At 66.5% G+C, this 21359-nt stretch carries 19 protein-coding genes; 14 read left to right on the top strand and 5 right to left on the bottom strand.

Features of this window, described 5'->3' with window-relative positions; genetic code table 11:
• Positions 1–54: 54 nt before the first annotated feature.
• Both ACFORO_RS20915 and ACFORO_RS20910 read right to left on the bottom strand, forming a co-directional pair.
• Positions 55–1431: an aldehyde dehydrogenase family protein gene (locus ACFORO_RS20915; RefSeq protein ID WP_377873804.1), complete on the bottom strand. Its 1377-nt coding sequence runs from the start codon at positions 1429–1431 to the stop codon at positions 55–57.
• A gap of 55 nt (positions 1432–1486) precedes the next feature.
• Positions 1487–2638 (bottom strand): PucR family transcriptional regulator, encoded by a 1152-nt coding sequence (locus ACFORO_RS20910; protein WP_377873803.1) that lies wholly within the window; start codon positions 2636–2638, stop codon positions 1487–1489.
• A 32-nt stretch (positions 2639–2670) separates the two neighbouring features.
• On the opposite strand from ACFORO_RS20910, the gene ACFORO_RS20905 reads away from it, so the two are divergent.
• Entirely contained in the window at positions 2671–4323 is a 1653-nt protein-coding gene (locus tag ACFORO_RS20905; protein WP_377896616.1) for a thiamine pyrophosphate-binding protein, read from the top strand.
• A 655-nt stretch (positions 4324–4978) separates the two neighbouring features.
• Here the strand turns inward: ACFORO_RS20905 and ACFORO_RS20900 are convergent.
• Positions 4979–6169, bottom strand: a complete 1191-nt coding sequence (locus tag ACFORO_RS20900) for a M20 metallopeptidase family protein (RefSeq protein ID WP_377871474.1) — start codon at positions 6167–6169, stop codon at positions 4979–4981.
• 167 nt (positions 6170–6336) lie between these two features.
• Between ACFORO_RS20900 and ACFORO_RS20895 the strand changes: the two genes are divergently transcribed.
• From ACFORO_RS20895 to ACFORO_RS20860, 8 genes are all read left to right on the top strand, one after another.
• Positions 6337–7017, top strand: coding sequence for a FadR/GntR family transcriptional regulator (locus ACFORO_RS20895; protein WP_354751143.1), 681 nt, complete (start codon positions 6337–6339; stop codon positions 7015–7017).
• Positions 7018–7105: 88 nt separating this feature from the next.
• On the top strand, positions 7106–8155 hold the full coding sequence (locus ACFORO_RS20890; protein WP_377871473.1) for a pyridoxal phosphate-dependent aminotransferase: 1050 nt from the start codon (positions 7106–7108) through the stop codon (positions 8153–8155).
• Between the two features lie 160 nt (positions 8156–8315).
• Positions 8316–10076, top strand: coding sequence for an ABC transporter permease (locus tag ACFORO_RS20885; RefSeq protein WP_377871472.1), 1761 nt, complete (start codon positions 8316–8318; stop codon positions 10074–10076).
• Positions 10077–10092: 16 nt separating this feature from the next.
• Positions 10093–11208, top strand: a complete 1116-nt coding sequence (locus ACFORO_RS20880; RefSeq protein WP_377871471.1) for an ABC transporter substrate-binding protein — start codon at positions 10093–10095, stop codon at positions 11206–11208.
• A gap of 38 nt (positions 11209–11246) precedes the next feature.
• A complete protein-coding gene (locus ACFORO_RS20875; protein ID WP_377871469.1) occupies positions 11247–12407 on the top strand; it encodes an ABC transporter ATP-binding protein in 1161 nt (386 codons plus the stop codon).
• Between the two features lie 22 nt (positions 12408–12429).
• Entirely contained in the window at positions 12430–13692 is a 1263-nt protein-coding gene (locus ACFORO_RS20870) for an amidohydrolase family protein (RefSeq protein WP_354751148.1), read from the top strand.
• Positions 13692–13979 carry a hypothetical protein gene (locus ACFORO_RS20865; protein ID WP_354751149.1) on the top strand — a complete coding sequence of 96 codons (288 nt, stop codon included), beginning with the start codon at positions 13692–13694 and terminating at the stop codon, positions 13977–13979. Before ACFORO_RS20870 ends, ACFORO_RS20865 begins: the two co-directional genes overlap by 1 nt.
• Positions 13976–14353: a Rieske (2Fe-2S) protein gene (locus ACFORO_RS20860; protein ID WP_354751150.1), complete on the top strand. Its 378-nt coding sequence runs from the start codon at positions 13976–13978 to the stop codon at positions 14351–14353. Before ACFORO_RS20865 ends, ACFORO_RS20860 begins: the two co-directional genes overlap by 4 nt.
• A 532-nt stretch (positions 14354–14885) precedes the next feature.
• Here ACFORO_RS20860 and ACFORO_RS20855 read toward each other — a convergent pair.
• Entirely contained in the window at positions 14886–15467 is a 582-nt protein-coding gene (locus tag ACFORO_RS20855; RefSeq protein ID WP_354750614.1) for a TetR/AcrR family transcriptional regulator, read from the bottom strand.
• 78 nt (positions 15468–15545) lie between these two features.
• On the opposite strand from ACFORO_RS20855, the gene ACFORO_RS20850 reads away from it, so the two are divergent.
• On the top strand, positions 15546–16940 hold the full coding sequence (locus ACFORO_RS20850; RefSeq protein WP_377871468.1) for a cytochrome P450: 1395 nt from the start codon (positions 15546–15548) through the stop codon (positions 16938–16940).
• Here the strand turns inward: ACFORO_RS20850 and ACFORO_RS20845 are convergent.
• A complete protein-coding gene (locus ACFORO_RS20845; RefSeq protein WP_446681603.1) occupies positions 16926–18395 on the bottom strand; it encodes a SulP family inorganic anion transporter in 1470 nt (489 codons plus the stop codon). The genes ACFORO_RS20850 and ACFORO_RS20845 overlap by 15 nt on opposite strands.
• Before the next feature lie 235 nt (positions 18396–18630).
• Here ACFORO_RS20845 and ACFORO_RS20840 point away from each other — a divergent pair, with 235 nt between their 5' ends.
• From ACFORO_RS20840 to ACFORO_RS20825, 4 genes are read left to right on the top strand one after another with little or no spacing between them, the layout of a single operon-like run.
• Positions 18631–19197, top strand: a complete 567-nt coding sequence (locus ACFORO_RS20840; protein WP_377871467.1) for a TetR/AcrR family transcriptional regulator — start codon at positions 18631–18633, stop codon at positions 19195–19197.
• Positions 19198–19206: 9 nt separating this feature from the next.
• The gene (locus ACFORO_RS20835) at positions 19207–20406 is read left to right on the top strand and encodes an FAD-dependent monooxygenase (protein WP_377871466.1); all 1200 of its coding nucleotides are present in this window, start codon (positions 19207–19209) and stop codon (positions 20404–20406) included.
• Positions 20403–20900, top strand: coding sequence for a nitroreductase family deazaflavin-dependent oxidoreductase (locus ACFORO_RS20830; RefSeq protein WP_377871464.1), 498 nt, complete (start codon positions 20403–20405; stop codon positions 20898–20900). Before ACFORO_RS20835 ends, ACFORO_RS20830 begins: the two co-directional genes overlap by 4 nt.
• A complete protein-coding gene (locus tag ACFORO_RS20825) occupies positions 20900–21355 on the top strand; it encodes an NUDIX hydrolase (protein WP_354750620.1) in 456 nt (151 codons plus the stop codon). Before ACFORO_RS20830 ends, ACFORO_RS20825 begins: the two co-directional genes overlap by 1 nt.
• Positions 21356–21359 lie beyond the last annotated feature (4 nt).

Raw genomic sequence — 21359 nt, 5'->3', positions numbered from 1 at the left:
GGCCCACCGCGAAGGCCTCCTCGGGGAAATCCCTCGAGGAGGCCTTCGCTGGTTTCAGCGGCGGATGATTTTGCTGGCCGCCATGGCTTTCAGGCCTTCGACGCCGAACTCCAGCCCGTATCCGGACGATTTGGTCCCGCCAAAGGGAATCGCCGGATCGACGCCGCCGTGCTGGTTGATCCACACGGTGCCCGCCTCCATCCGCTGCGCCACCGCGTCGGTTTCGTCAGCGTCGGGGCCCCACACCGAAGCTCCCAGCCCCTGATCAGTGCCGTTGGCCCGACGTACGGCGTCGTCCACAGTGGAGTACCGGAGCACCGGCAGCACCGGACCGAACTGCTCCTCGTCCACTACCGCGGCGCCGTCCTCGACGTCCGCGATGATCGTCGGCCGGTAGAACAGCGGCCCCAGTTCCGCGGCAGGCAGGCCGCCGGTGACGATCCGGGCCCCGCGCGCCCGGGCTTCTTCCACCAGCCGGGAAACGATCTCGAACTGCGCGGGATTCTGCACCGGCCCGAGCCGGTTCGCCTTGTCCTGTCCTGGCCCCATCGGCGCCTTTTCGGCGCGTTCGGCCAGTGCGGAGACGACGTCGTCGTAGATCGTCTCGTGCACATAGAGCCGTTTGAGCGCGGCGCACACCTGGCCGGTGTTCATGAAAGCCGCCCAGAACAGCTTGTCCGCGACCGCGTCGACGTCCGTGCCGGGAAGCACGATCGCGGCGTCGTTCCCGCCCAGCTCCAGGGTGAGCCGCGCGAGGTTGCCCGCCGAGCTTTCGACGATCCGGCGTCCGGTCGCGGTCGAGCCGGTGAACACGATCTTGGCGATCCGCGGATGCGCGGCCAGCGCGGCGCCGACCTCGCGATCCCCGGAGACCGCGGTCAGCACGTCCGCGGGGAGGTGGCGGCGGAAGATCTCCGCGAGCGCGAGCACGCTCAGCGGCGTGTTCTCGGAAGGCTTGAGCACCACCGTGTTTCCCATGCGCAACGCCGGCGCGACGTGCCACACCGCGATCATCACCGGGAAGTTCCACGGGCCGATCGACGCGACGACGCCGAGGGGAACGTAGTGCTGTTCCGCTCCGTCCGGCAGGGTCTGCGGTTCGAGCACCGTGTCCGCGGCGGACCGGAGCCAGTACGCGGCACCGTGCGCCTCGCCAGCGCCGCCGGCTTTGCCTTGCTCAGCAGTGATGATCTCGCCGAGTTCTTCGGCGTGCGCGTCGATGTCGTCGGCGATGGCGTGCAGGATTCGTGAACGTTCAGCGTGCCCCAGCGCGGCCCATGCCGGCTGAGCCGTCGCGGCAGCGGCGATCGCGGCGTTCAGCTGGTCGACCGTGTGCACCGGTGCGTGGCCGACGACTTCCCGGGTCGCGGCGTCGAGGATCGGCCGCCCGCGGTCGTCGGCGACCGAGACGGTGGTCAGCAGTGCGTTCATGCGGGACCCTTCCGTAAAAGTTCACATTGAATATAGTCAATTGGGGGCGATGGGGCTAGCGAAGACCGGCGAGCGTCGCGATCCGCAGGCCGGTGTGGAGTTCCCGGCGTACTTTCCCGTCGGCGAGATCGACGTCGGCGACCGCGCGCACGCGATCCAGCCGGTAGTAGAGGGTGCTGCGGTGGACGTGCAGGGTCAGTGCGGTGCGCTGGGCGTCGCAGCCGCAGTCGAGGTAGGTCTCGAGGGTCTGTGCGAGATCCGGTCCGGACTGCGCGTCGAGCAACCGTCGTACGGCATCGGGGAGATCCGCGATGTCGACGTCCTCTAGCGGGAGTTGCAGCAGCAGCCGGTCCAATCCCAGCTCCGACCAGTGGGTCACGCAGCCGGTGTCGCCGCCGCGCAAGGCGATCCGGGCTTCCCGCAGCGAGCGGTGCACTCCGGACAGCGGCGCGTGCGCTCCGCCGGCCCCGGCGTGCAGGCCGGAAAAGGCAGGCTGGGCAAGGAGAGCCGACAGTCGCTCGGTGTCGATCTCGTACGGCACCAGCAAGATCGCTTCGCTGCCGAGCACCGCGCCGACCGCCTTCAGGGTCGGGAAGACGGGAATGCTCGACAACGCGCGGTCCAGCACGAGCCGGAGCGTTGCCGAGCTGGGCTCGGCTCGGGGCGGGGTCGCGATCGAGATCACCGTGTAGTGCGGGACGGGGGAGAGCAGGCCGCTCGCGAGCAGCTCGTCGGCGGCCCGGACGCGCTGGTCGTCGTTGCCTTCGAGGAGCGCGGCGAGCAGACGTCGCGCGCGGTCCTCGTCCTCTCGGTTGCCGAGCGCCATGGCGGCCAGCAGCAAGCCGATCTGTGCGCGGCGGTCGCGCAACTCGTCGTCGTCCTCGTAGGCGGAGTCGTCGTCCTCGGGGATCGTCGAGGACAGGTAGCCGACGAGCCGCCCCTCGTGCCGGACCGGCGCGACCAGCCGGGACTGCCCGCCGTCGAGCGGCGGAATCCGGACCGGGTCCGGTGCCTGGCCGACCCGGTACTCCCGGATGGACTCGCGGGCGCGCGAAGATCCTTTGTGGGACAGGATGATCGCCAGCCGGGCGTGGTCGACGTCCTGGTCGTGCACGCTGAACGCGATCACCGTGAAGTCGACGTCGAACACGATGATCGGCCTGCCGAGCCGGTCCGCGTAGGCCTGCACCTGTCCTTCGAGAGTCATGCTCGCCTCTTCCGTTGCCAGCTGCCCGAGATTTGATCTATATTCATTATAGACATTTGACGAGAGGGATCCGCATGGCACAGATGACAGGCGGTGACGCGCTCGCCAGGGCGCTCATCAGCGAGGGCGTCGACACGGTCTTCGGCATTCCCGGAGTCCAGCTGGACGGGCTCACTGACGGCATGTACCGCAAGCGCGACGAGCTGGAGCTCGTGGTTCCGCGGCACGAGCAGGCGACCAGTTACATGGCGGACGGCTATTACCGCGCTTCCGGACGGCCGGGTGTGGCGATGGTGGTGCCGGGGCCCGGTGTGCTGAACGCTGGGGCTGGGATGGCGACGGCGTATGCCTGCTCGTCGCAGGTGATGCTGCTGGCGGGGACGATTCCTTCGCCGCTGGTCGGGTCTGGGCTTGGGGCGCTGCATGAGATTCCTCGGCAGACTGACACGGTTCAGGGCCTGACCAAGTGGTCTGCCCGGCCTAAGCGGGTTGAGGAAATTCCGGATCTCGTGCACGAGGGATTCCGGCAGATGCGGACTGGGCGACCGCGTCCGGTTGCGCTGGAGCTGGGGCCGGATTTGCTTCACGCGGTTGCGGATCTTAAGCCGGGGGAGCCGTTTGGGGTTCGGGAGCCGGAGGCGCCGGAGCGGGATGTCGCTGAGCTTGCCCGGTTGCTGGGGGCTGCCGAGCGGCCGGTGATTCATGCTGGCGGCGGGATGCGGGATCCTCGGGCGTTCAAGCTGTTGGCTCGGCTTGCTGAGTTGCTGGACGCGCCGGTGGTGATGAGCGAGAACGGGCGCGGGGCGATTGACGCTCGGGATCCGCATGCGTTGCCCGCGTTCGCCCTGTGGGAGCTGCGGTCTACGGCGGATCTGGTGGTTTCGTTCGGGAGCCGGTTCCTGACGCCGTTCGGGCAGCAGCTGAATATTGGTGACGCCAGGCTTGCGTTGGTCAATATCGATGCGGCTGATCTTCGTCCGCCTCGACGGCCGGATCTTGCGGTTAATGCTGATGCGGTGGCGGTGTTGGAGGCGTTGGTCGAACGGCTCTCGCCTCGTGCTTCCTGGGGGGTTGAGCTGGTTCGGCTTCGGGAGGATTGCGGAGTCCGGATCCGGAAGCAGGCCGGGCCGCAGATGGAGTTCGTCGACGCGATTCGTGCCGCGTTGCCGGAGGACGGGGTTTATGTCAACGAGTTGACGCAGATCGGGTACGTCTCGACGTACGGTTTTCCCGTGCAGGCGCCGCGGTCTTATGTGTGGCCGGGTTATCAGGGGACGCTTGGCTACGCGATGCCGACCGCGCTCGGTGCCGCGGTGGGAGCGGGTGGACGTCCGGTAGTCGCGGTGACTGGCGACGGTGGGATCGGCTGGTCTCTGCAGGAGTTCGCTACGGCTAAGAAGTACGGGATTCCGTTGGTGACCGTGTTGTTCGAGGACTCGCGGTTTGGGAATGTGTGGCGGATTCAGCGGGATACCTATGGTGGTCGGTTCATTGGGTCGGATCTGACTAATCCTGATTTCGAGCTGCTTACTCGGGCGTTCGGGTTGGATTTTGCGCTTGCTGAGGATGCTGCTGCGGTTGAGAAGCATGTTTCCGCGGCTATTGCGGCTCGGCGTCCGGCTGTAGTGAAGGTGCCGGTGGATGTGTTTCCTTCGCCTTGGCCGTTGATTCACGAGAAGCACTGATCGCTGTCGGCTCGTCGCCTGGCGGCGACATTGCGTTCGGGGTGGGGGCCACCACCCCGAAGTTTGATTGTGCTGACGGTTCGGGGGTGCTTGTCAAGGCGGGAAAGATGCCTTGACAAGCACCCCCGAACCGCAGAGAAGGCTTCGTATCGGGGTTGGGGGTGGGGTGGGTGCTTTGCTGGGTGGGTGCGTTGGCTGCGGTTCGCGGTGGGGCGGGGCTTGCGCCCCAATGTGGCATTGGGTGCATGTGACGCACCGAATGCCACATTGGGTGCGTGGGATGCACCGAATGTGGCGTTGGGTGCATGTGACGCACCGAATACCGCGTTGGGTGCGTGGGATGCACCGAATGTGGCGTTGGGTGCATGTGACGCACCGAATACCGCGTTGGGTGCGTGGGATGCACCGAATGTGGCGTTGGGGCGCATCGAGGCGGCGAGCGAACGAGCGGACGAGCGGACGAGCGGACGAACGGGTGGGCAAGCGGGTGGGCAAGCGGGTAGGGCAAGCGGGTAGGGCAAGCGGGTGGGCAAGCGGGTGGGGGTGGGCTGTGAAGGGCTCCTTGAGGGAATCTGATTCCGTGAAGGGGCCCCTCACAGGCGGCGGTGGGTCGTGAGGGGAACCCTGCGGGAATCAGAGTCCCTCAGGGTTCCCCTCACGGACGGCGGACGTGGCTGAGCGCGAGTGCTGCCAGGGCAGCGGCCTGGTCGCCGAGGACACTGTCGTCGAAGACCGCGCGTGGGGAATGGTTCATCTCCGCCGCATCTGGGTCGATCCCGTCCGGGGTGGTGCCCAGGAAAATGAACGCGCCGGGGACCTCGTTCAGCACCGCGGAAAAGCTCTCCGAAGCCATCACCGGGTGCTCCAGCGGGACAACCCGTTCCGTGCCGAACAGATCACCGAGAACGGTCAACGCATGTGCCGCTGCCTTCGGGTCGTTCGTGGTGACTGGGTAGACCGACCGGAACTCTGTCTCCGCGCGGCAACCGAACGCCGACGCGATCCCGTCTGCCAGTGACGGTAGTTCGCGGGCCAGAATGTCCACGCTTTCCGCGGACAGCGCGCGAATCGTCGCGCCGAGGGTTGCCTCGTCGGGGATGGCGTTGATGATCTCGCTCGCTTGCATTTTGGTCACCGACAGCACCACCGGATCGAACACCGGAAACCGCCGGGTCACATAGGTGTGCAGTGCCGAAATGATCTGTGCTGCAGCGGGAACCGGGTCCACTGCCTGATGGGGGCGCGAACCGTGTCCGCTTCGGCCGAGCACGCGTACGGTCAGGCTGCTCGCCCCCGCCATGACTGAACCGGGGCGGGTCGTGAATACGCCGGATTGGCCGGGGAGGACGTGGATGCCGTAAGCCGCCTCGACGTCTGAAAGCACTCCCTCCTCGATTAACCGTTGTGCGCCGCCGCCTGCTTCCTCGCCTGGTTCGAACATGAACACCACCGAGCCGGCGATCTCGTCTCGGTGGGCGCTCAAGAGCTTTGCCGCGCCGACGAGCGCGGCGGTGTGCAGGTCGTGTCCGCAGGCGTGCATCAAACCGGGAGTTTGCGAGGAGAACGGCAGTCCGGTCTCTTCCGTAACGCGCAGCGCGTCCATGTCCGCGCGCAGGAGAACCGACGGTCCAGGCCGCGCGCCGCGCAGGACTGCGACGATTGACGTGAAATCGTGCGGGCCGGACGTTGCTTCCAGGTCGAGTGAGGCCATCGCGCTCAAGACCGCTCGCTGGGTGTGGGGCAGGGCGAACCCGGCTTCGGGGCGGGCGTGGAGGGCGCGGCGGAGGGCGACCAGGTCGGACTGGAGGGCGGCGGAAGCGGCGAGGATCGAGGCGGAAACCGGCATGGGGCTCCTTAAGGGCAACGGTGCGTGCCGCGCTGGTGACCCCAGCGTCTAATGTCTACAATCAATATAGACGATGCCGGGTGTTCCAGGTTCCGGTGCGCCTCTAATCTGTCACTACGCGTGACCCGCGTCGGCGACGTCACCGGACCGAGAACTTCGGAGGATCCTTGCCGCAGATCACGAACACCGCTGCCGCCGTCCAGGTTGCTCGCGCGCTCGAGGACGAGATCGTCTCGGAGGGCTGGAGCGCTGGGCATTTCGTCGGGCGCCGTCAGGAGTTGATGGCGCGCTTCGGGGTTGCGCCGGCGACGCTGAGCGAGGCGATTCAGTTGCTGCGCGCCCGTGGCATCGTCGACGCGAAGCCTGGACCGGGCGGTGGGATCTTCGTTGCGACGCGTTCGCCGTTTACGCACCTGAGCGATCAGCTGCTGCAGTTGCGCGAGGGGAAGGCGACGGTGGAGAACTGTCTGCGCGTCCTGGACTCGCTCGACGGTTCGGTGCTGCACGACGCGGTCGAGAACGCGAGCGACGAGGACATCGCTGACATCTCAGCGTGTGCCGAGACGTTGAAGGCGGCCTGGGATTCCGCGGAGGCTCCGATGGCGATCTGGGCGCTGCACGCGCGGATCGCGCAGGTGTCGCCGAACGAGCTTTTGCGCAGTCTGTATACGAATCTGGTCGATTACATCATCGCCGCGCGGCTCGAGGGGGTCACCGCACCGACCACGCAGGAGCGGTTGCGGACGCACCTCGACTTCGCCGAGGCGGTCGTGCGGCGTGACCACAAGCTCGCGGAGTCGGCGATTTCGCGGCATCGCCGTCCCGCGGTGGCGGCCCGGCCTTCCTGATCTTCGCAAGCCGGAGAACTGATGGATGTACACGCGCTCAGAATTATGTATATTCATTACAGTTAATCGTCCGGCTTGAGGAGGATGCATGCTGCTGGAGCTCCGCAGTGTGGTCGACCGCGTGCTCGCCGCCCCCGATCGCTCGTCCCGCGGTGCGCAGCCGCCGATCCGCTTGTCACAGAACGAAATGCCGTGGGCGCCCGCTGACGTCATCGTCGCCGCGATGACCGAGGCGGCGCGGAATGCCCACCGTTACCCCGATTACCACCGCACCGCGGCACGTGCCGCCGTCGCGGAGGCGATGGGGCTGGACGCGGGGCGCATCGCGATCGACAACGGTTCCGGCACTCTGCTGCACGCGCTCGCCCGGCTCGTCTGTGAACCCGGCGTGCACGGTGTGCGCCCGGCACCGTCCTTTGAGGCGTATGCGGCGGCGCTTTCGCTCGCCGGCGCGGAGTCCACAGAGGTCGGTCTCGACGCGAACGGCGCGATGGACCTCGACGCGATGCTCGCCGCGGTCGGCCCGGAAACCCGCATTGTCTACCTCTGCAATCCCAACAACCCGACTGGCGGGTTCCGCGGGGTCGAGGATATCCGCGACTTCCTGAAAAGCGTGCCGTCGAGCGTGCTGGTTGTTGTCGACGAGGCGTACCGCGAGTTCGTGTCCGCCGAACCGCTGGACGCGACTGTCGGGTTGCTCGACGAGTTCGAGAATCTCGTGCTGCTGCGGACACTGTCCAAAGCGCACGGTTTGGCGGGAATCCGCGTCGGTTATGCCGCTGCGGCGCCGCGGATCGCGGAAGCGCTGCGCCGCACGTCCGTCGGGTTCGCGCTCAACAGCGTGGCCGAGGCGGCGGTCATCGCGGCGTTGAGCGCGGAAGGATTGGCTGTGGCGAAGGAAAGGACCGCCGTCATCGTCTCCGAGCGCGCTCGCGTCGAGGCGGCGTTGAAGGCGGCGAACGTCGCGTATGTGCCGAGCCAGGCGAATTTCCTTTTCCTGCCTGGGGACGCGGCCGATCTTCTGTCCCGTTTGGAGGCTCGCGGCGTGCTCGCCCGGCCGTTCCCGAAGGCGGGCGGGGCGCGCGTGACGATCGGGCTGCCCGAGGAAAACGACGCGGTGCTCGCCGCTCTTGTCTGATCAGCGGTTTCCTCCGACACCGTGTCGGAGGAAACCGGGAGGACTTCGGAGAGCCGCTCGATGAGCCGCCGCACCCGAGTTCTTACGCTAACCGGCAGGACGGACGGAGCGGTTCGTTCACGCGGCGGGTAACCGATCGCTCGCAGGAAGGAACGGTGCAGTGACCGAGCGCCTATTCGAGCACGACCGGCGGGCATCGATGCGCCGCTCGGTGACCGGCGGTGTGCTCAAAGCGACCCTGCTCGCCGGGCTCACGCTGATTTTCGTCTATCCGGTGGCGATGATCGTGCTCGGCGCCTTCCGCGACGGGCTGCCCTCGGACAACATGCCGTTCACCATGAGCGGCCTGCTCGCGGCGTTCGAGGCCCCGGAAACCTGGCACACGCTGTGGAACTCGATCGTGCTGGTCGTCGTGTGCGGCACGATCTCGGTGGCGGGCGGCGGGCTGTTCGCCTGGATCGCGGCCAACACCAACGTGCCCGGCCGCAAGCTGCTCACGCCGATCATGGTGATCAACCTGTTCGTCCCGCCGCTGTTCCACACCCTCGGCTGGATCATGCTCGGCAACGCGCAGAACGGCCTGCTCAACCAGTTCGGCCGGGCGCTCGGCACGCACGGGCCGCTGATCAACATCCAGGGCTGGGGCGGGCTGATCCTGCTGACGTCGCTCGGCTACATGCCGTTCGCGTACCTGCTGCTGCTCGGCGCGTTCAAGAACCGCGACCAGTCGCTCGACGAGGCCGCGGCGATCAGCGGCGCGGGAACGGTGCGGACGTTCTTCACCATCACCATCCCGTCGGTCGGCCCGGCGATCACCGGCGCGGCCCTGCTGATCGCGGTGCTGGTGTTCCAGTCGTTCGACGGACCGCAGCTGATCGGGCGCCAGGCGGGCATCTACGTCTTCTCGACGCAGATCTACCACTACGTCCGCGATGAGGCGCCAGCCGAATACACCAAGGCGTTCGCGCTGTCGCTCGTGTTGATCCTGCTGGTGCTGCTGCTGTTCCTCGCCCAGCGCTGGATGCTGCGCGGCCGCAGCTTCACCACGCTCACCGGCAAGACGTCGCGTCGCGATCCGCAGGAGCTGGGCCCGGTCCGCTGGGTGCTGTCCGCGCTGATCGTCGTGGTGGTGCTGCTGAACTTCCTGCTGCCGCTGTTCGCGATGGTGCTCGGCAGCCTCCAGCCGATCTTCGGGGTGATGAGCACCGGGCTGACGCTGGACAACTACGTCACGATGCTCACCGACCCGCAGTTCAGCTCGAGCCTGGCGCTCACCGCGTGGCTCGCGGTCATCGGCGGCTTCGGCTCGATCGCGATCGCGCTGCTCACCACCTACGTCACCGCGCGGCGCCGGGGATTTCTGCGGAGCTACACCTCGTTCGCCGTCTGGATCCCGTGGGCGCTGCCCGGCGTCGTCCTCGGTCTCGCCTACATGTTCGCCGTGCTCTACCTCCCGGCCTTCCGCGGGCTCTACGGTTCGGCGTTCCTGATGACGCTCGTGCTGGTCGTCGCGACGATCCCGGTCTCCAGCCGGATCGCCGAGGGCGCGCTGGCCCAGCTGTCGCCCGAGTTGGAGGAGGCGGGCCGGATGTCCGGCGCGAGCGCGGGCCGGGTGCTGGTGACCATCGTGCTGCGTCTGGTCATCCCGAGCTTCCTGGCCGGCTGGTTCCTCTCCGCGCTGTTCATCTCGGGCAACCTCGCCGTGCCGATGCTGCTGGCCCCGCCCGGCCTGGAACCCGTGTCGCTGACCGCGTTCCAGCAGTTCCTCACCGGCGAGATGTCCCGGGGCGCGGCGCTGTTCATGATCATCCTGATCGCCGCGTTCGTCGTGCTGGCGCTCGCCGCGGTGTCCGTCAAGCTCGGCGGCCGGATCCTCGGCCGCGACCGTTCCGCAGGTCCGCTCTCCCGTCTCACCCCCTGACCCGAGAGGAAGAACAATGAAGTTCTCCCGTACGAAACTGCGCGCACCGGCGCTGGCGCTCACCGCCGGCCTGCTCGCCGCGCTCACCGCCTGTGCGTCCGCGGGCGCGACCAAGTCGAGCACGCCGATCGAGGTCCCCGGAGCCTCCGCCTCGGCCAACAAGTACATGAACGAGCTGTACGACAAGGCTTTCTCGGCCAACCACACCCAGCTCGTGCTGTACGGGCCCGGGGTGACCGCGAACCAGGCGCTGAATGACGTGTTCACGAAGCGCTTCCCCGGGATCAAGCTGCTCCCGCAGGACCAGGCCGACGCGCAGATCCTCACCAAGCTGGACACCGAGGCGCAGAGCGGAAACCGGATCGCGGACGTCTACGTCGGCGGTGAATCTCCGCAGGCGGCCGCGAAGCCGAACATCTGCACGCCCGCGGACGTGCGCACCGCGGATCCCGGGTTCAAGGTCCCGACCGACAACGACGGCAGGCTCACCTACTTCGCGTTGCGCTACTTCGGGTTCGTCTACAACACCGACCAGGTGCAGAAGCAGGACGCGCCGAAGAACTGGCACGACCTGCTCGACCCGAAGTGGAAGGGCAAGATCGCGGTCGGCGACATGACCGTGCCCGGCGGTATCCGGTACATCCTCGAATCGCTGATGCTGCCCGAGAACGAGAAGAAGTGGGGCCGCTCCTACCTGGAGAAGCTGGCCGCGCAGGACCTGCAGATCTCGCAGTCCGAGCCGATGGTGCCCACCGATGTCGCCAGCGGCCGGTTCCCGGTCGGCATCGCCGTGTACCAGGGCTACTTCGAGGCGCAGAAGCAGAAGGGCGCGCCGATCGGCATGGTGTTCCCGCTGGAGGACGGCGGAAACTACATGGCGCGCTCCGCGCTGTGCTTGATCAAGGACGCGCCGGATTCCGACGCCGCGCAGCTGTACGTCAACTGGCTGTACTCGCCGGAAGGCCAGAAAGCCTTGGCGGAGAAGGACAACTCCTACGGCCGCACGCCGACCGCGCCCGGCCCGGCGGGGCTGCCGTCGCTGGACAAGCTGCCGCGGCTGCCGTTCTCGAACCCGGACCCCGCGTTCAACAAGCCCTACTTCGACTTCATCACCCAGGCCTTCAAGAAGTAACGCCTCGCCTCCCGGCCGAAGAGAAAGCGCAGGTCACGATGACCGAGGTCCAGGTATCCGGACTCACCAAGAAGTACGGCGCGAAGGCGGCGCTGCACGAACTGGATCTGACGATCGAGTCCGGGCAGTTCGTGACGCTGCTCGGCCCCTCGGGCTGCGGCAAGACGACGACGTTGCGCTGCCTGGCCGGGCTGGAGCGGCCGACCTCGGGCCGGATCGTCATGGGCGACCGGGTCGTCGTCGACACCGCGCGGCGCACGTTCGTGCCCGCGGACAAACGCCGCGTCGGGATGGTGTTCCAGAGCTATGCGCTTTGGCCGCACCTGAACGTCACGGACAACGTCGCGTACCCGCTGAAGGTCGCGCGGATGCCTGGCCGGGAGCGGGCACAACGGGTACAGGAAATGCTTGACGCGGTTGGCCTTTCCGACCTCGGGAAGCGTCCGGTCACCGCTCTGTCGGGCGGTCAGCAGCAGCGCGTGGCACTCGCTCGTGCGCTGGCCGCTCGGCCGGGGATCATCTTCTACGACGAGCCGCTGTCCAATTTGGACAGCAAGCTGCGGTACCAGATGGGCCAGCAGGTGCGCTCGCTGCACAACCGGTTCGAGACGACGTCGGTCTACGTGACGCACGACCAGGAGGAAGCGATCACGCTGTCCGACCGGATCATCGTGATGAGCGAGGGCGTGATCGTCCAGTCCGGTACGCCGAGCGACCTGTACGACCGGCCGAATTCGGCTTATGTCGCGGACTTTATGGGATTTCAGAACATCCTTCCCGGGACCGTCACCGGTGTGCACGGGAAGACCGCTGAGGTGCGGGTGGATGACACTTCGCTGGTCTTCTCCGGGATCACGACCGGGGATGTTTCCGCGGGAGACCGGGCTGATATTGCGTTCCGTGCGGCGCATGCCCGGTTGTCTTCGGACGGTTCTGGTTTGGGCCGGTTCCAGGGAACCGTTGAGCGCACTACTTATCTCGGCAGTGCCGTCAACCTTCTTGTGCGTTCGGACGGTCTCCCGATGCGGGTGCGGACCGAAACGGCTGAGCTGTCCGCGGAATCCGTCCCGACCGCTGGGGAGGAACACGCTTTCGCGGTGAGCCCGGACCGTGCTGTCGTCATTCCGCATGAGAACGCGGCTCCCGCTGACGACGACTACCTGACCACGATGACCGATGCCGCCGTCGCGCCCCGCTGACGCCGGACGAAGGGAAGAATCCGTGCCCTTGAATACGCCGCGTTCCGACGGGCCTCGGATCCGGGAACTCGCCGAGATCGGCGGGCGCACCGACACTCGGGACGTCCTCGCCCACGCGACCAAACAGGCCGAGCGGGAGTACGACGACTACTTCATCGTCGACATCGACGCGCACGTCTCGGAGGATCATTTCTGGGGCGAGGTGCTGGAGCTCATCGACAACGATGTGTGGCGGCAGATCGGGATGGACCAGTTCGGCAAGTTCGCTGGGAACAACGCGTTGCTGAACATCCAGCCTGGTATGTCGCATCAGAGCGTCGGCGGACGGATCGGGCATCAGGGGCGCAAGGAGCCGCTTGACGGAGTGTCCGGGCATCCGTTCGTTGCCGCTGCTCGGCGCGGCATGGACGCGATGGGGTTGGACTACCAGGTCGTGTTTCCCAGTGCGATGCTGCTGTTGGGCATGCATCCGCAGGATGAAGTCGAGGTCGTGCTGGGGCGGGCTTTCAACCGGTGGCTGACTGAAGTTGTTCTGCCGCAGGATGATCGGCTCAAGGGGATGTTGTACTTGCCGTACAACACGCCGGAGGTTTGCGAAGAGCTGGTCGAGAAGTATGCCGATGATGACGGGATCATCGGGTATACGGTTTGTTCGACGCGTAACAATCCGGTCCACTCGGATGTCTATACTCGGCTGTACAAGCTGATCGAGGACAGCGGGAAGCCGCTCGCGTTCCACTCTGGGTACCACTGGGGCGACCCTTCTTTTGCCCAGTTGAACCGGTTCCTGTCGATGCATGCGTTGTCTTTTACGCATTACAATCAGATTCATGTGACTAACTGGATCATCAACGCGATGCCGGAGCGGTTCCCTCGGCTGAAGATGGTGTGGGTCGAGAGCGGGCTGGCTTGGATTCCGTTCCTCATGCAGCGGCTTGATCATGAGGTGTTGATGCGGCCTAGCGAGGCTCCTGGGTTGAATCGGTTGCCTAGTGAGTACATGAAGGACATGTGGTATACGAGTCAGCCTATGGAGCGGACCAGCATGGAGTTGCTGGAGGCCGGGATGAAGGCGTTCAACGCGGAGACGCAGTTGTTGTACTCTTCGGATTGGCCGCATTGGGACTGGGACGCGCCTTCGACTATTACGCGGCTGCCGTTTTTATCTGAGCAGGCTAAGCGGAACATTCTCGGTCTCAACGCGGCTCGCGTCTTCAATCTGCCCACTGACCGCCGGAAGCCCGCTGCGCGCAGTGTGCTCCATGATCGTCCTGGGGTTTCGTGATGGCGACCTCTGAACTGACTTCGCTGGTTTCCCGGTTGGGTGAGCTGACGACTGGGATTGTCTCGGAGGACCGGGCTGCTGCGGTCGCTGACGAAGAAATCGCGGATCTGTTGTACGCGGCGGCTCGGCTGTTCTCTGCCAAGACTGATCGGGTGGGGAAGATCGCGTGGCCGATTCGTGAGGATGCGCTTACTGCGACGGAGACTGTTGTTCTGGTGACTGCGTTGCTGGATGCCGCGGATGTGAACCTTTTCGACATGGCGATCTGGTATCGGAGGGCCGAATGAGCGCTGTGCAGCGGGATGTCGTTGTTGCTCGGCTGGCGGATCTCCAGGCGCGCGAACGGATCGTGGTGGAGGTTGACGGGCTGGAAGTGGGGCTTTACTTCCATGCTGGGGAGGTGCGGGCTTGGCATAACGTGTGCCCGCATCAGGGCGGGCCGGTTTGCCAGGGGAAGATCATGCCTCGGACTATTCAGCCGGTTCGGGAGGATCGGAAGAGTGCTGGTCCTGCGTTTCATCCGGCTGATCGGAATATTGTTTGTCCTTGGCATGGGTTTGAGTTCGATATCTTGACTGGGCGGCATCCGGCTGATGGTCGGGTGGGGTTGCGGGGGGTTCCGGTTCGGGTGGTGGGGGATGAGGTTGTGGTGACTCTCTGAGGCTGTCGGCTCGTCGCCTGGCGGCGACATTGCGTCCTGCGAGGGGCCACCACCCCGAAGTTTCATTGTCACTACGGCGCGGGGGTGCTTGTCAAGGCGGGAAAGATGCCTTGACAAGCACCCCCGCGCCGTGTTTTTGGCTTCGTATCGGGGTTGGGGGTGGGGTGGGTGTTTGGTTTGGTGGGGTGCGTTGGCTGCGGTTGGCGGGTTGGGGTTAGCGCCCCAATGTGGCGTTGGGTGCATGTGATGCACCGAACGCCACATTGGGTGCGTTACACGCACCGAATGCCACATTGGGGCGCATCGCGGCGGCGGGCGGGTCGTGAAGGACTCCTTGAGGGAATCAGATTCCCCCAAGGAGTCCTTCACGGACCACTGCCCCAATCTCGGGGGCTTGAGGCGGCGTTGCGGGTGCGGTTTGCCCAGGTCGGAGGGCCTGGGCGAGGGCGGGCGTCCGTGAGGGGAACCCTGAGGGACTCTGAGTCCGTGAAGGTTCCCCTCACGGACGCGGGGAAGGGAGCATCCCCGCGCATCAGATCGTGTCGGGATCCACGTCAACCGCAGCGAAAAGAGTTCGTGCGCAGAGGTCCCGCAGCTCCTCCGTGCTGATCTTCGGCTCGTCCAGCCAGTCCAGAATCAGCGTCGCGACAAACGAAAGCCACCCCCGAACCGCCAGCTGCGTAGTGGCGGTGACCGGTCGCAGCAAGCCCACCGCTGCCAAAATCCGCTCCGCGTTCGCTGCCATCCCGGCTTCGCAGATCTCCCGGATTTCCCGATCCGCGTCACCGGCGCTGCGGTGCACGATGCGGTAGCCGTCCGGATGCGTGCGGGCGAATTCCAGGTACACCTCCAGCCCGGCGCGCAGCTGCTCGGCCACTGGCAAGGCGGGGTCGGGTTCGCTCATCGCCAGCAGCTGGTCGCGTTGCCCGCGGACGATCGCGGCGAAGAAGTCTTTCTTCGTGGGGAAGTAGTGGTACAGCAAGCCACGCGAGACGCCGGCGATTTCGGCTACCTCTTCGATCCACACCTCGTCGTACGGGCGTCCCGCGAACAGGCCTGCGCCGATGGTCAGCAGCTGTTCGCGCCGCTGTTCGGTGGTCAGGCGCGTCCGCATCGTCCCAGCTTACTTGACACCGGTTCAGTAGCGGGGGAAGGTGACCCTATTGGATGTGGGTTCAGTAGGGAGCGAACTGTGGACACCACCGCGATTCCGCACCGGCCGGGTCGGTTGCCGGTGCTCGGGGACCTGCTCGGGACCAATGTGCGCACGCCGTTGCAGAGCACCATGCGCGCCGGCGCGGGGCTCGGGCCGATTTTCACCCGCAAGTTCTTCGGACTGGACATCGTGTTCGCCTGCGGGCTCGACCTGGTCACCGAGCTGAACGACGAGTCGAGGTTCGGCAAGCACGTCGGCCTCGGCGTCGAGCGGTTGCGCGGGGTCGTCGGCGACGGGTTGTTCACCGCGCACACGCGCGAGCCCAACTGGCGGCTGGCGCACGACATTCTGCAGCCAGCGTTTTCCGCCGAGGCCATGCGCCGTTATCACTCGATGATGCTCGAGGTCGCCCGCGAGTTGACTGCGTCATGGGACCGCGCGACTGGGCCGGTCGACGTCGCGGCCGACATGACTCGGTTGACGCTCGAGACGATCGGTCTCGCCGGGTTCGGGTACCGGTTCGGGTCGTTCGAGCGGGCCGAACCGCATCCGTTCGTCACTGCGATGATCCGTGCGTTGCGGTTCGCGCAGCTGGACAACGTCAAGCTTCCGTTCGTGCGGCGGGCGCTGGCCGGGTCGGCCGGGCAGAATCAGGCTGACATCACGACTATGACGAATCTGGTCGACGAGGTCATCGAGAGCCGTCGCCGCGAGGGTGGCGAGGCTCGCGACCTGCTCGGGTTGATGCTCACCGACGGGCACCCGATGACTGGGGAGAAGCTCGACCCGGTGAACATTCGCAACCAGGCCATCACTTTCGTGGTCGCGGGTCATGAGACGACGTCGGGGGCGCTGTCGTTCGCGTTGTACTACTTGACGCGGCATCCCGAGCTGCTGGCGAAGGCCCGCGCCGAGGTCGACGCGGTGTGGGGCGATCGCGAACCAGGCTTCGGCGATGTCGCGAAGCTGCGGTACGTCCGGCGCGTGCTCGACGAGGCGATGCGGCTGTGGCCGACCGCGCCCGGCTACTCGCGGGAGGCCCGCGAAGACCTGGTGCTGGGCGGAAAATACCGGATGCGCAAGGGCGATTCGATCATCGTTCCGCTGCCGATGCTCCACCGCGACCCGACGGTCTGGGGGCCGGATCCGGAGAAGTTCGACCCGGATCGCTTCGAACCGGCGGAGGTGCGGAAGCGTCCGGCTCAGGCGTACAAGCCGTTCGGCACCGGGGAACGAGCGTGCATCGGCCGCCAGTTCGCGTTGCACGAAGCGGTGCTGGCGTTGGGGATTATGTTGCAGCGCTACGACTTCGAGGCAGATCCGGCGTACGAGCTGAAGATCGTGGAATCGCTGACGTTGAAGCCGAGCGGGTTCACTGTCCGGCCTCGGATCCGGGAGCGGGCGGCGGAGCTGACCTCAGTTGGCCGCTAGTTCCCCGGACAGCGTCTCGTGCATCGCCGCGCTGTGTTTGTTCAGTCCGACGATGTCGACGGTCTTCCCGCGCGCCTGGTACTTCGTCGTGATCGCATCGAGTGCGGCGACGGTCGAGGCGTCCCAGATGTGCGCGGCTGACAGGTCGATGACTACTCGATCCGGGTCGTCGGCGTAGTCGAACTGATAGACGAGATCGTTGCTGGAGGCGAAGAACAGCGCACCGGTCACCGAGTACCGGACATTGTCGGACTCGCGCACCGCGGTCACCTCGACCAGGTGCGCGACCCGGCGCGCGAAGATCACCATCGCGGTGATCGACCCGACTACGACTCCGATCGCGAGGTTGCTGGTCGCCACCACGATGCCCACGGTCACCGCCATCACGGCGACCTCGCCGACCGGCATCCGCTTCAGCGTGCCGGGCGCGATCGAATGCCAGTCGAACGTGCCGAACGCGACCAGCACCATCACCGCGACGAGCGCGGCCATTGGGATCCGCGATACGACCGGCCCGAACACCAGGCACAGCACCATCAAGAACGCGCCGGCGAGGAACGTCGACAGCCGGGTCCGGCTGCCCGCGACCTTGACGTTGATCATGGTCTGGCCGATCATCGCGCAGCCGCCCATGCCGCCGAAAATCCCGGTGACGACATTGGCGACACCCTGCCCGACCGCTTCCCGGGTCTTGTTCGAGTGCGTGTCCGTGATGTCGTCGACCAGTTTGGCGGTCATCAGCGATTCCATCAGCCCGACCAGCGCGAACGCCAGCGCGTACGGCGCGATCAGACTGAGCGTGCCGAAGGTGAACGGCACGTCCGGGATCCCCGGCACCGGCAGCGCTGAGGGCAGCGCACCCTTGTCGCCGACGGTCGGCACGGCGATCCCGGCCGCGATCGTCAGCGCGGTGAGCACCACGATCGACACCAGCGGCGCGGGAACGGCCTTGGTCAGGCGCGGGAAGAACACCATGAGCGCGAGACCGCCGGCGAACAGCGGATACACCGGCCACGGCACGTCGATCAGTTCCGGCGCCTGCGCCAGGAAGATCAGGATCGCCAGCGCGTTCACGAAGCCGACCATCACGCTGCGCGGCACGAAACGCATCAGCTTCGCCACTCCGAGCGAGCCGAGCACGATCTGGAACAGCCCGCCCAGCACCACTGTCGCGACGAGATAGCCGAAGCCGTGTTCCCTGGCCAGCGGCGCGACCACCAAGGCGATCGCCCCGGTCGCCGCGGAGATCATCGCCGGACGGCCGCCGACGAACGCGATCACCACCGCCATGGTGAACGACGCGCACAGGCCCACCCGCGGATCGACGCCGGCGATCACGGAGAACGAGATCGCCTCCGGGATCAACGCGAGCGCGACGACCAGCCCGCCGAGGATCTCGGTACGCGCGACCCGCGGCGCCAGCCACGCCGGCCGTCGAATGGACACAGTGGACAGTGGCGAGCGCACAGTGGATGACCTGTCGGTTTCGGGGACGGGCAGAAAGAGCCGCTTCAGACGGTAGAGGACGGATCGGACATCGCTGCCGTCTCCCGCCTTCAGGTGAGTCTTCGATCACTCGCTTTACCTGGGTCAGCGGACCGCGCTACGATCAGGGCAGTCGTACAGGACGATCGCCCTGTACGACTGCCCTGGGCAACTGACCAGGGCGGTTGACCAGGATGGGAGCGGAATGAGTTCTCCGGCGGCGGCACGCGGCCAAGAGGCGCGGCAGCGGTTGCTGACAGCGGCGGCGGAGCTGGTGTCGGAACGCGGGTGGACCGCGGTGAGCACCCGCGTGCTGGCCGAGCGGGCCGGGGTGACGTCGAGCGTGGTGCACTACCACTTCCCGTCCCTGCAGGCGTTGCTGCGCGAGGCGGTCCTCGACGCGATGCGCGAGGTGCTGGAGAGCGTCGGCCCGGCGCTGGCCTCGACGCAGAACCCGGCTGACCTGGTGACCGCGCTGTTCGGGTCGGTCGAGCCGTACACCGGGGTGGATCCGCTGTCGGTGCTGTTCGTCGAGGCATACCTGGCGGCGCGGCGTGATGACGAGCTGCGAGACCAGATCGGGGGACTGCTCCTGGCGTTCCGCGCGCAGGTCAGCCGCTGGCTCGCCGAACGCGGCGTCCCCGAACCGGACGCGACCACGGAGGTGCTGGTGGCGACCATCGACGGCTTGCTGCTGCACCGAGGTCTCGCCCCCGGCGGCGATCCGGCGGCGGTCACTGCCGTGCTGCGCGGGCTGGTCACTCAACCCTAGGGGGATGCGATGAGAATCCTGGTCTGCGGCGCTGGCATCGCCGGACTGGCCGCGGCGAACCGGCTGTCCGCGCTGGGCCACGAGGTGACGCTGGTCGAGCGGTCGCCCGGCCCGCGCCCGCAGGGATACATGATCGACTTCTTCGGAGCCGGCTACGACGCGGCCGAGGCGATGGGAGTACTGCCCGCGATCAAGGACGTGGCGTACCCGGTTTCCGAAGCGGTTCTCGTTGACGCACAAGGGAAGCGCCGATCCGAGATCCAGTTCGCCCAGTTCGCGCGCACCGTCGGCGGCCGGTTGCTGAGCGTTCTGCGGCCGGATCTGGAACAGGCATTGCGCGCGACGCTGCCCGCTGAGGTCGAGCTTCGGTACGCCAGCGGCGTAGTCGCCGTAGAGGACGACGGCGACCGAGTCGCGGCCACTCTCTCGGATGGTTCGGTCCTGGAAGCCGATCTACTGGTCGGGGCCGACGGAATCCATTCGACCGTCCGGCGGCTGGTGTTCGGCGAGGAATCGCAGTTCCTCCGCTACCTCGGCTTCCATACCGCGGCGTTCCTGTTCAAGTCGCCCGAGATCCAAGCAGTGGCGGCTGGACGGTTCTGCCTCACCGACACCGTTGGCAGGCAGATGGGTTTCTACGGCCTGCGCGCCGGAACGGTCGCCGCCTTCGCCGTCCATCGCACGCCGGACCCCGCCATGCCGGACGACATCCGGGCGTCGCTGCTGGACACCTACGGTTCGCTGGACTGGTTGGTGCCGGAAGCGTTGACGCACTGTCCGCCGTCCGAGGAGATCTACTACGACCAGGTCGCCCAGATCGAGATGCCAACGTGGAGCAAGGGGCGGGTCACGCTGGTCGGGGACGCGGCGTACGCGGTGTCGCTGCTGGCCGGACAGGGCGCGTCACTGGGCATCGGAGGCGCGTATGTGCTGGCAGATCAACTGAACCGAGCGTCGTCAATCGAAGAAGGATTGGCGGAGTACGAACGGCTCTGGCGTCCCGTCGCGGCAGACAAACAGCAAGTCGCCCGCAACGGCGCACGATGGTTCCTCCCCGACAGCAAGCCGCAGCTTCAGCTGCGTCGGCTCGCGCTGAAACTGGCCCGGTTGCCCGGAATTGACCGATTCGTGGCCGGGAGTTTGACCGGGAAATCCACCGCGCTCATCACGAACCTGCACTATTCGTCGAGGGAAGGAGTCCGACCGTGAACCCGATAGCGCGCACGGTCTTCAAGGCGCCGGCGAAGCTGTACGACCGCGACCTGGGATGGTTGCTGGGCAAGCGTTTCCTGTGCCTCACGCACGTCGGCCGCAAATCCGGCCGGCAGTACCGGACCGTGCTGGAAGTGATCGGCCTCCGTCCTCGGACCGACGAAGTACTGGCCATCGCGGGGTTGGGCCCGTCGTCGGACTGGTACCGCAACATCCAGGCCGCCCCCGCGGCGGAGGTCGCGATCGGCCGCCGAAAGTTCGCTCCCGAGTACCGGATCCTGGACGAACCCGAAGCGGCCGACGCCATCGCCGACTACGAGCGACGGAACCTGCTGCTGCGCCCTGTCCTGCACCCCGTGCTGAGCAAACTGCTGGGCTGGCACTATGACGGCTCCGACGCGGCGCGGCACCGGATGGTCCAGCAGTTGCCGATCGTCGCCTTCCGCCCGCGCGGCGGAGCCGAAACCGACCAAGAAGGTACTGACCGCTGATGAACTACATCGCCGAGCTGCGCGAACTAGTCGGCACGCGCCCGCTGATCCTGCCCGGAACGTCGGTGCTGATCGCCGACGAGCGGGGCAGGCTGCTGCTGGTGTTCCGGGGGGAAAGCCAGGACTGGGGCCTGCCCGGCGGATTCCTCGATCCCGGGGAGTCCTACGAGGACGCTGGCCGCCGCGAGGTGCGCGAAGAAATCGGCCTGGTGGTACGGGATCTGGAGCTGCTGGGCGTCTACTCCGGCCCGGAGTACTTCTACCGGTACCCGCATGGCGACGAGGTCCACAACGTGACTGCCGCTTTCACCGCAACCGTCGAGAACACCGAGGTCGCCGTGGACGGGACGGAGATCACCGGGTATGAGTTCTTCGAGCTGGACCGATTGCCGGACGACATCATCGCCCCGGAACGGCCGATCGTCGAGGACTACGTGAAGCGATTCGGCGGCTAGGTCC

It is taken from the genome of Amycolatopsis halotolerans (genome assembly GCF_042647905.1).
Lineage (GTDB): Bacteria > Actinomycetota > Actinomycetes > Mycobacteriales > Pseudonocardiaceae > Amycolatopsis > Amycolatopsis halotolerans.
The sequence above is the reverse complement of the archived record's forward strand: the minus strand, read 5'-3'. Positions and strand labels throughout refer to the sequence as shown.

What these genes read in the sequence shown, in the direction of transcription:
- ACFORO_RS20915 (WP_377873804.1), bottom strand. Translation starts at nt 1,431, where the DNA reads ATGAACGCACTGCTGACCACCGTCTCGGTCGCCGACGACCGCGGGCGG.
- ACFORO_RS20910 (WP_377873803.1), bottom strand. Translation starts at nt 2,638, where the DNA reads ATGACTCTCGAAGGACAGGTGCAGGCCTACGCGGACCGGCTCGGCAGG.
- ACFORO_RS20900 (WP_377871474.1), bottom strand. Translation starts at nt 6,169, where the DNA reads ATGCCGGTTTCCGCCTCGATCCTCGCCGCTTCCGCCGCCCTCCAGTCC.
- ACFORO_RS20890 (WP_377871473.1), top strand. Translation starts at nt 7,106, where the DNA reads ATGCTGCTGGAGCTCCGCAGTGTGGTCGACCGCGTGCTCGCCGCCCCC.
- ACFORO_RS20880 (WP_377871471.1), top strand. Translation starts at nt 10,093, where the DNA reads ATGAAGTTCTCCCGTACGAAACTGCGCGCACCGGCGCTGGCGCTCACC.
- ACFORO_RS20875 (WP_377871469.1), top strand. Translation starts at nt 11,247, where the DNA reads ATGACCGAGGTCCAGGTATCCGGACTCACCAAGAAGTACGGCGCGAAG.
- ACFORO_RS20865 (WP_354751149.1), top strand. Translation starts at nt 13,692, where the DNA reads ATGGCGACCTCTGAACTGACTTCGCTGGTTTCCCGGTTGGGTGAGCTG.
- ACFORO_RS20860 (WP_354751150.1), top strand. Translation starts at nt 13,976, where the DNA reads ATGAGCGCTGTGCAGCGGGATGTCGTTGTTGCTCGGCTGGCGGATCTC.
- ACFORO_RS20855 (WP_354750614.1), bottom strand. Translation starts at nt 15,467, where the DNA reads ATGCGGACGCGCCTGACCACCGAACAGCGGCGCGAACAGCTGCTGACC.
- ACFORO_RS20840 (WP_377871467.1), top strand. Translation starts at nt 18,631, where the DNA reads ATGAGTTCTCCGGCGGCGGCACGCGGCCAAGAGGCGCGGCAGCGGTTG.
- ACFORO_RS20835 (WP_377871466.1), top strand. Translation starts at nt 19,207, where the DNA reads ATGAGAATCCTGGTCTGCGGCGCTGGCATCGCCGGACTGGCCGCGGCG.
- ACFORO_RS20825 (WP_354750620.1), top strand. Translation starts at nt 20,900, where the DNA reads ATGAACTACATCGCCGAGCTGCGCGAACTAGTCGGCACGCGCCCGCTG.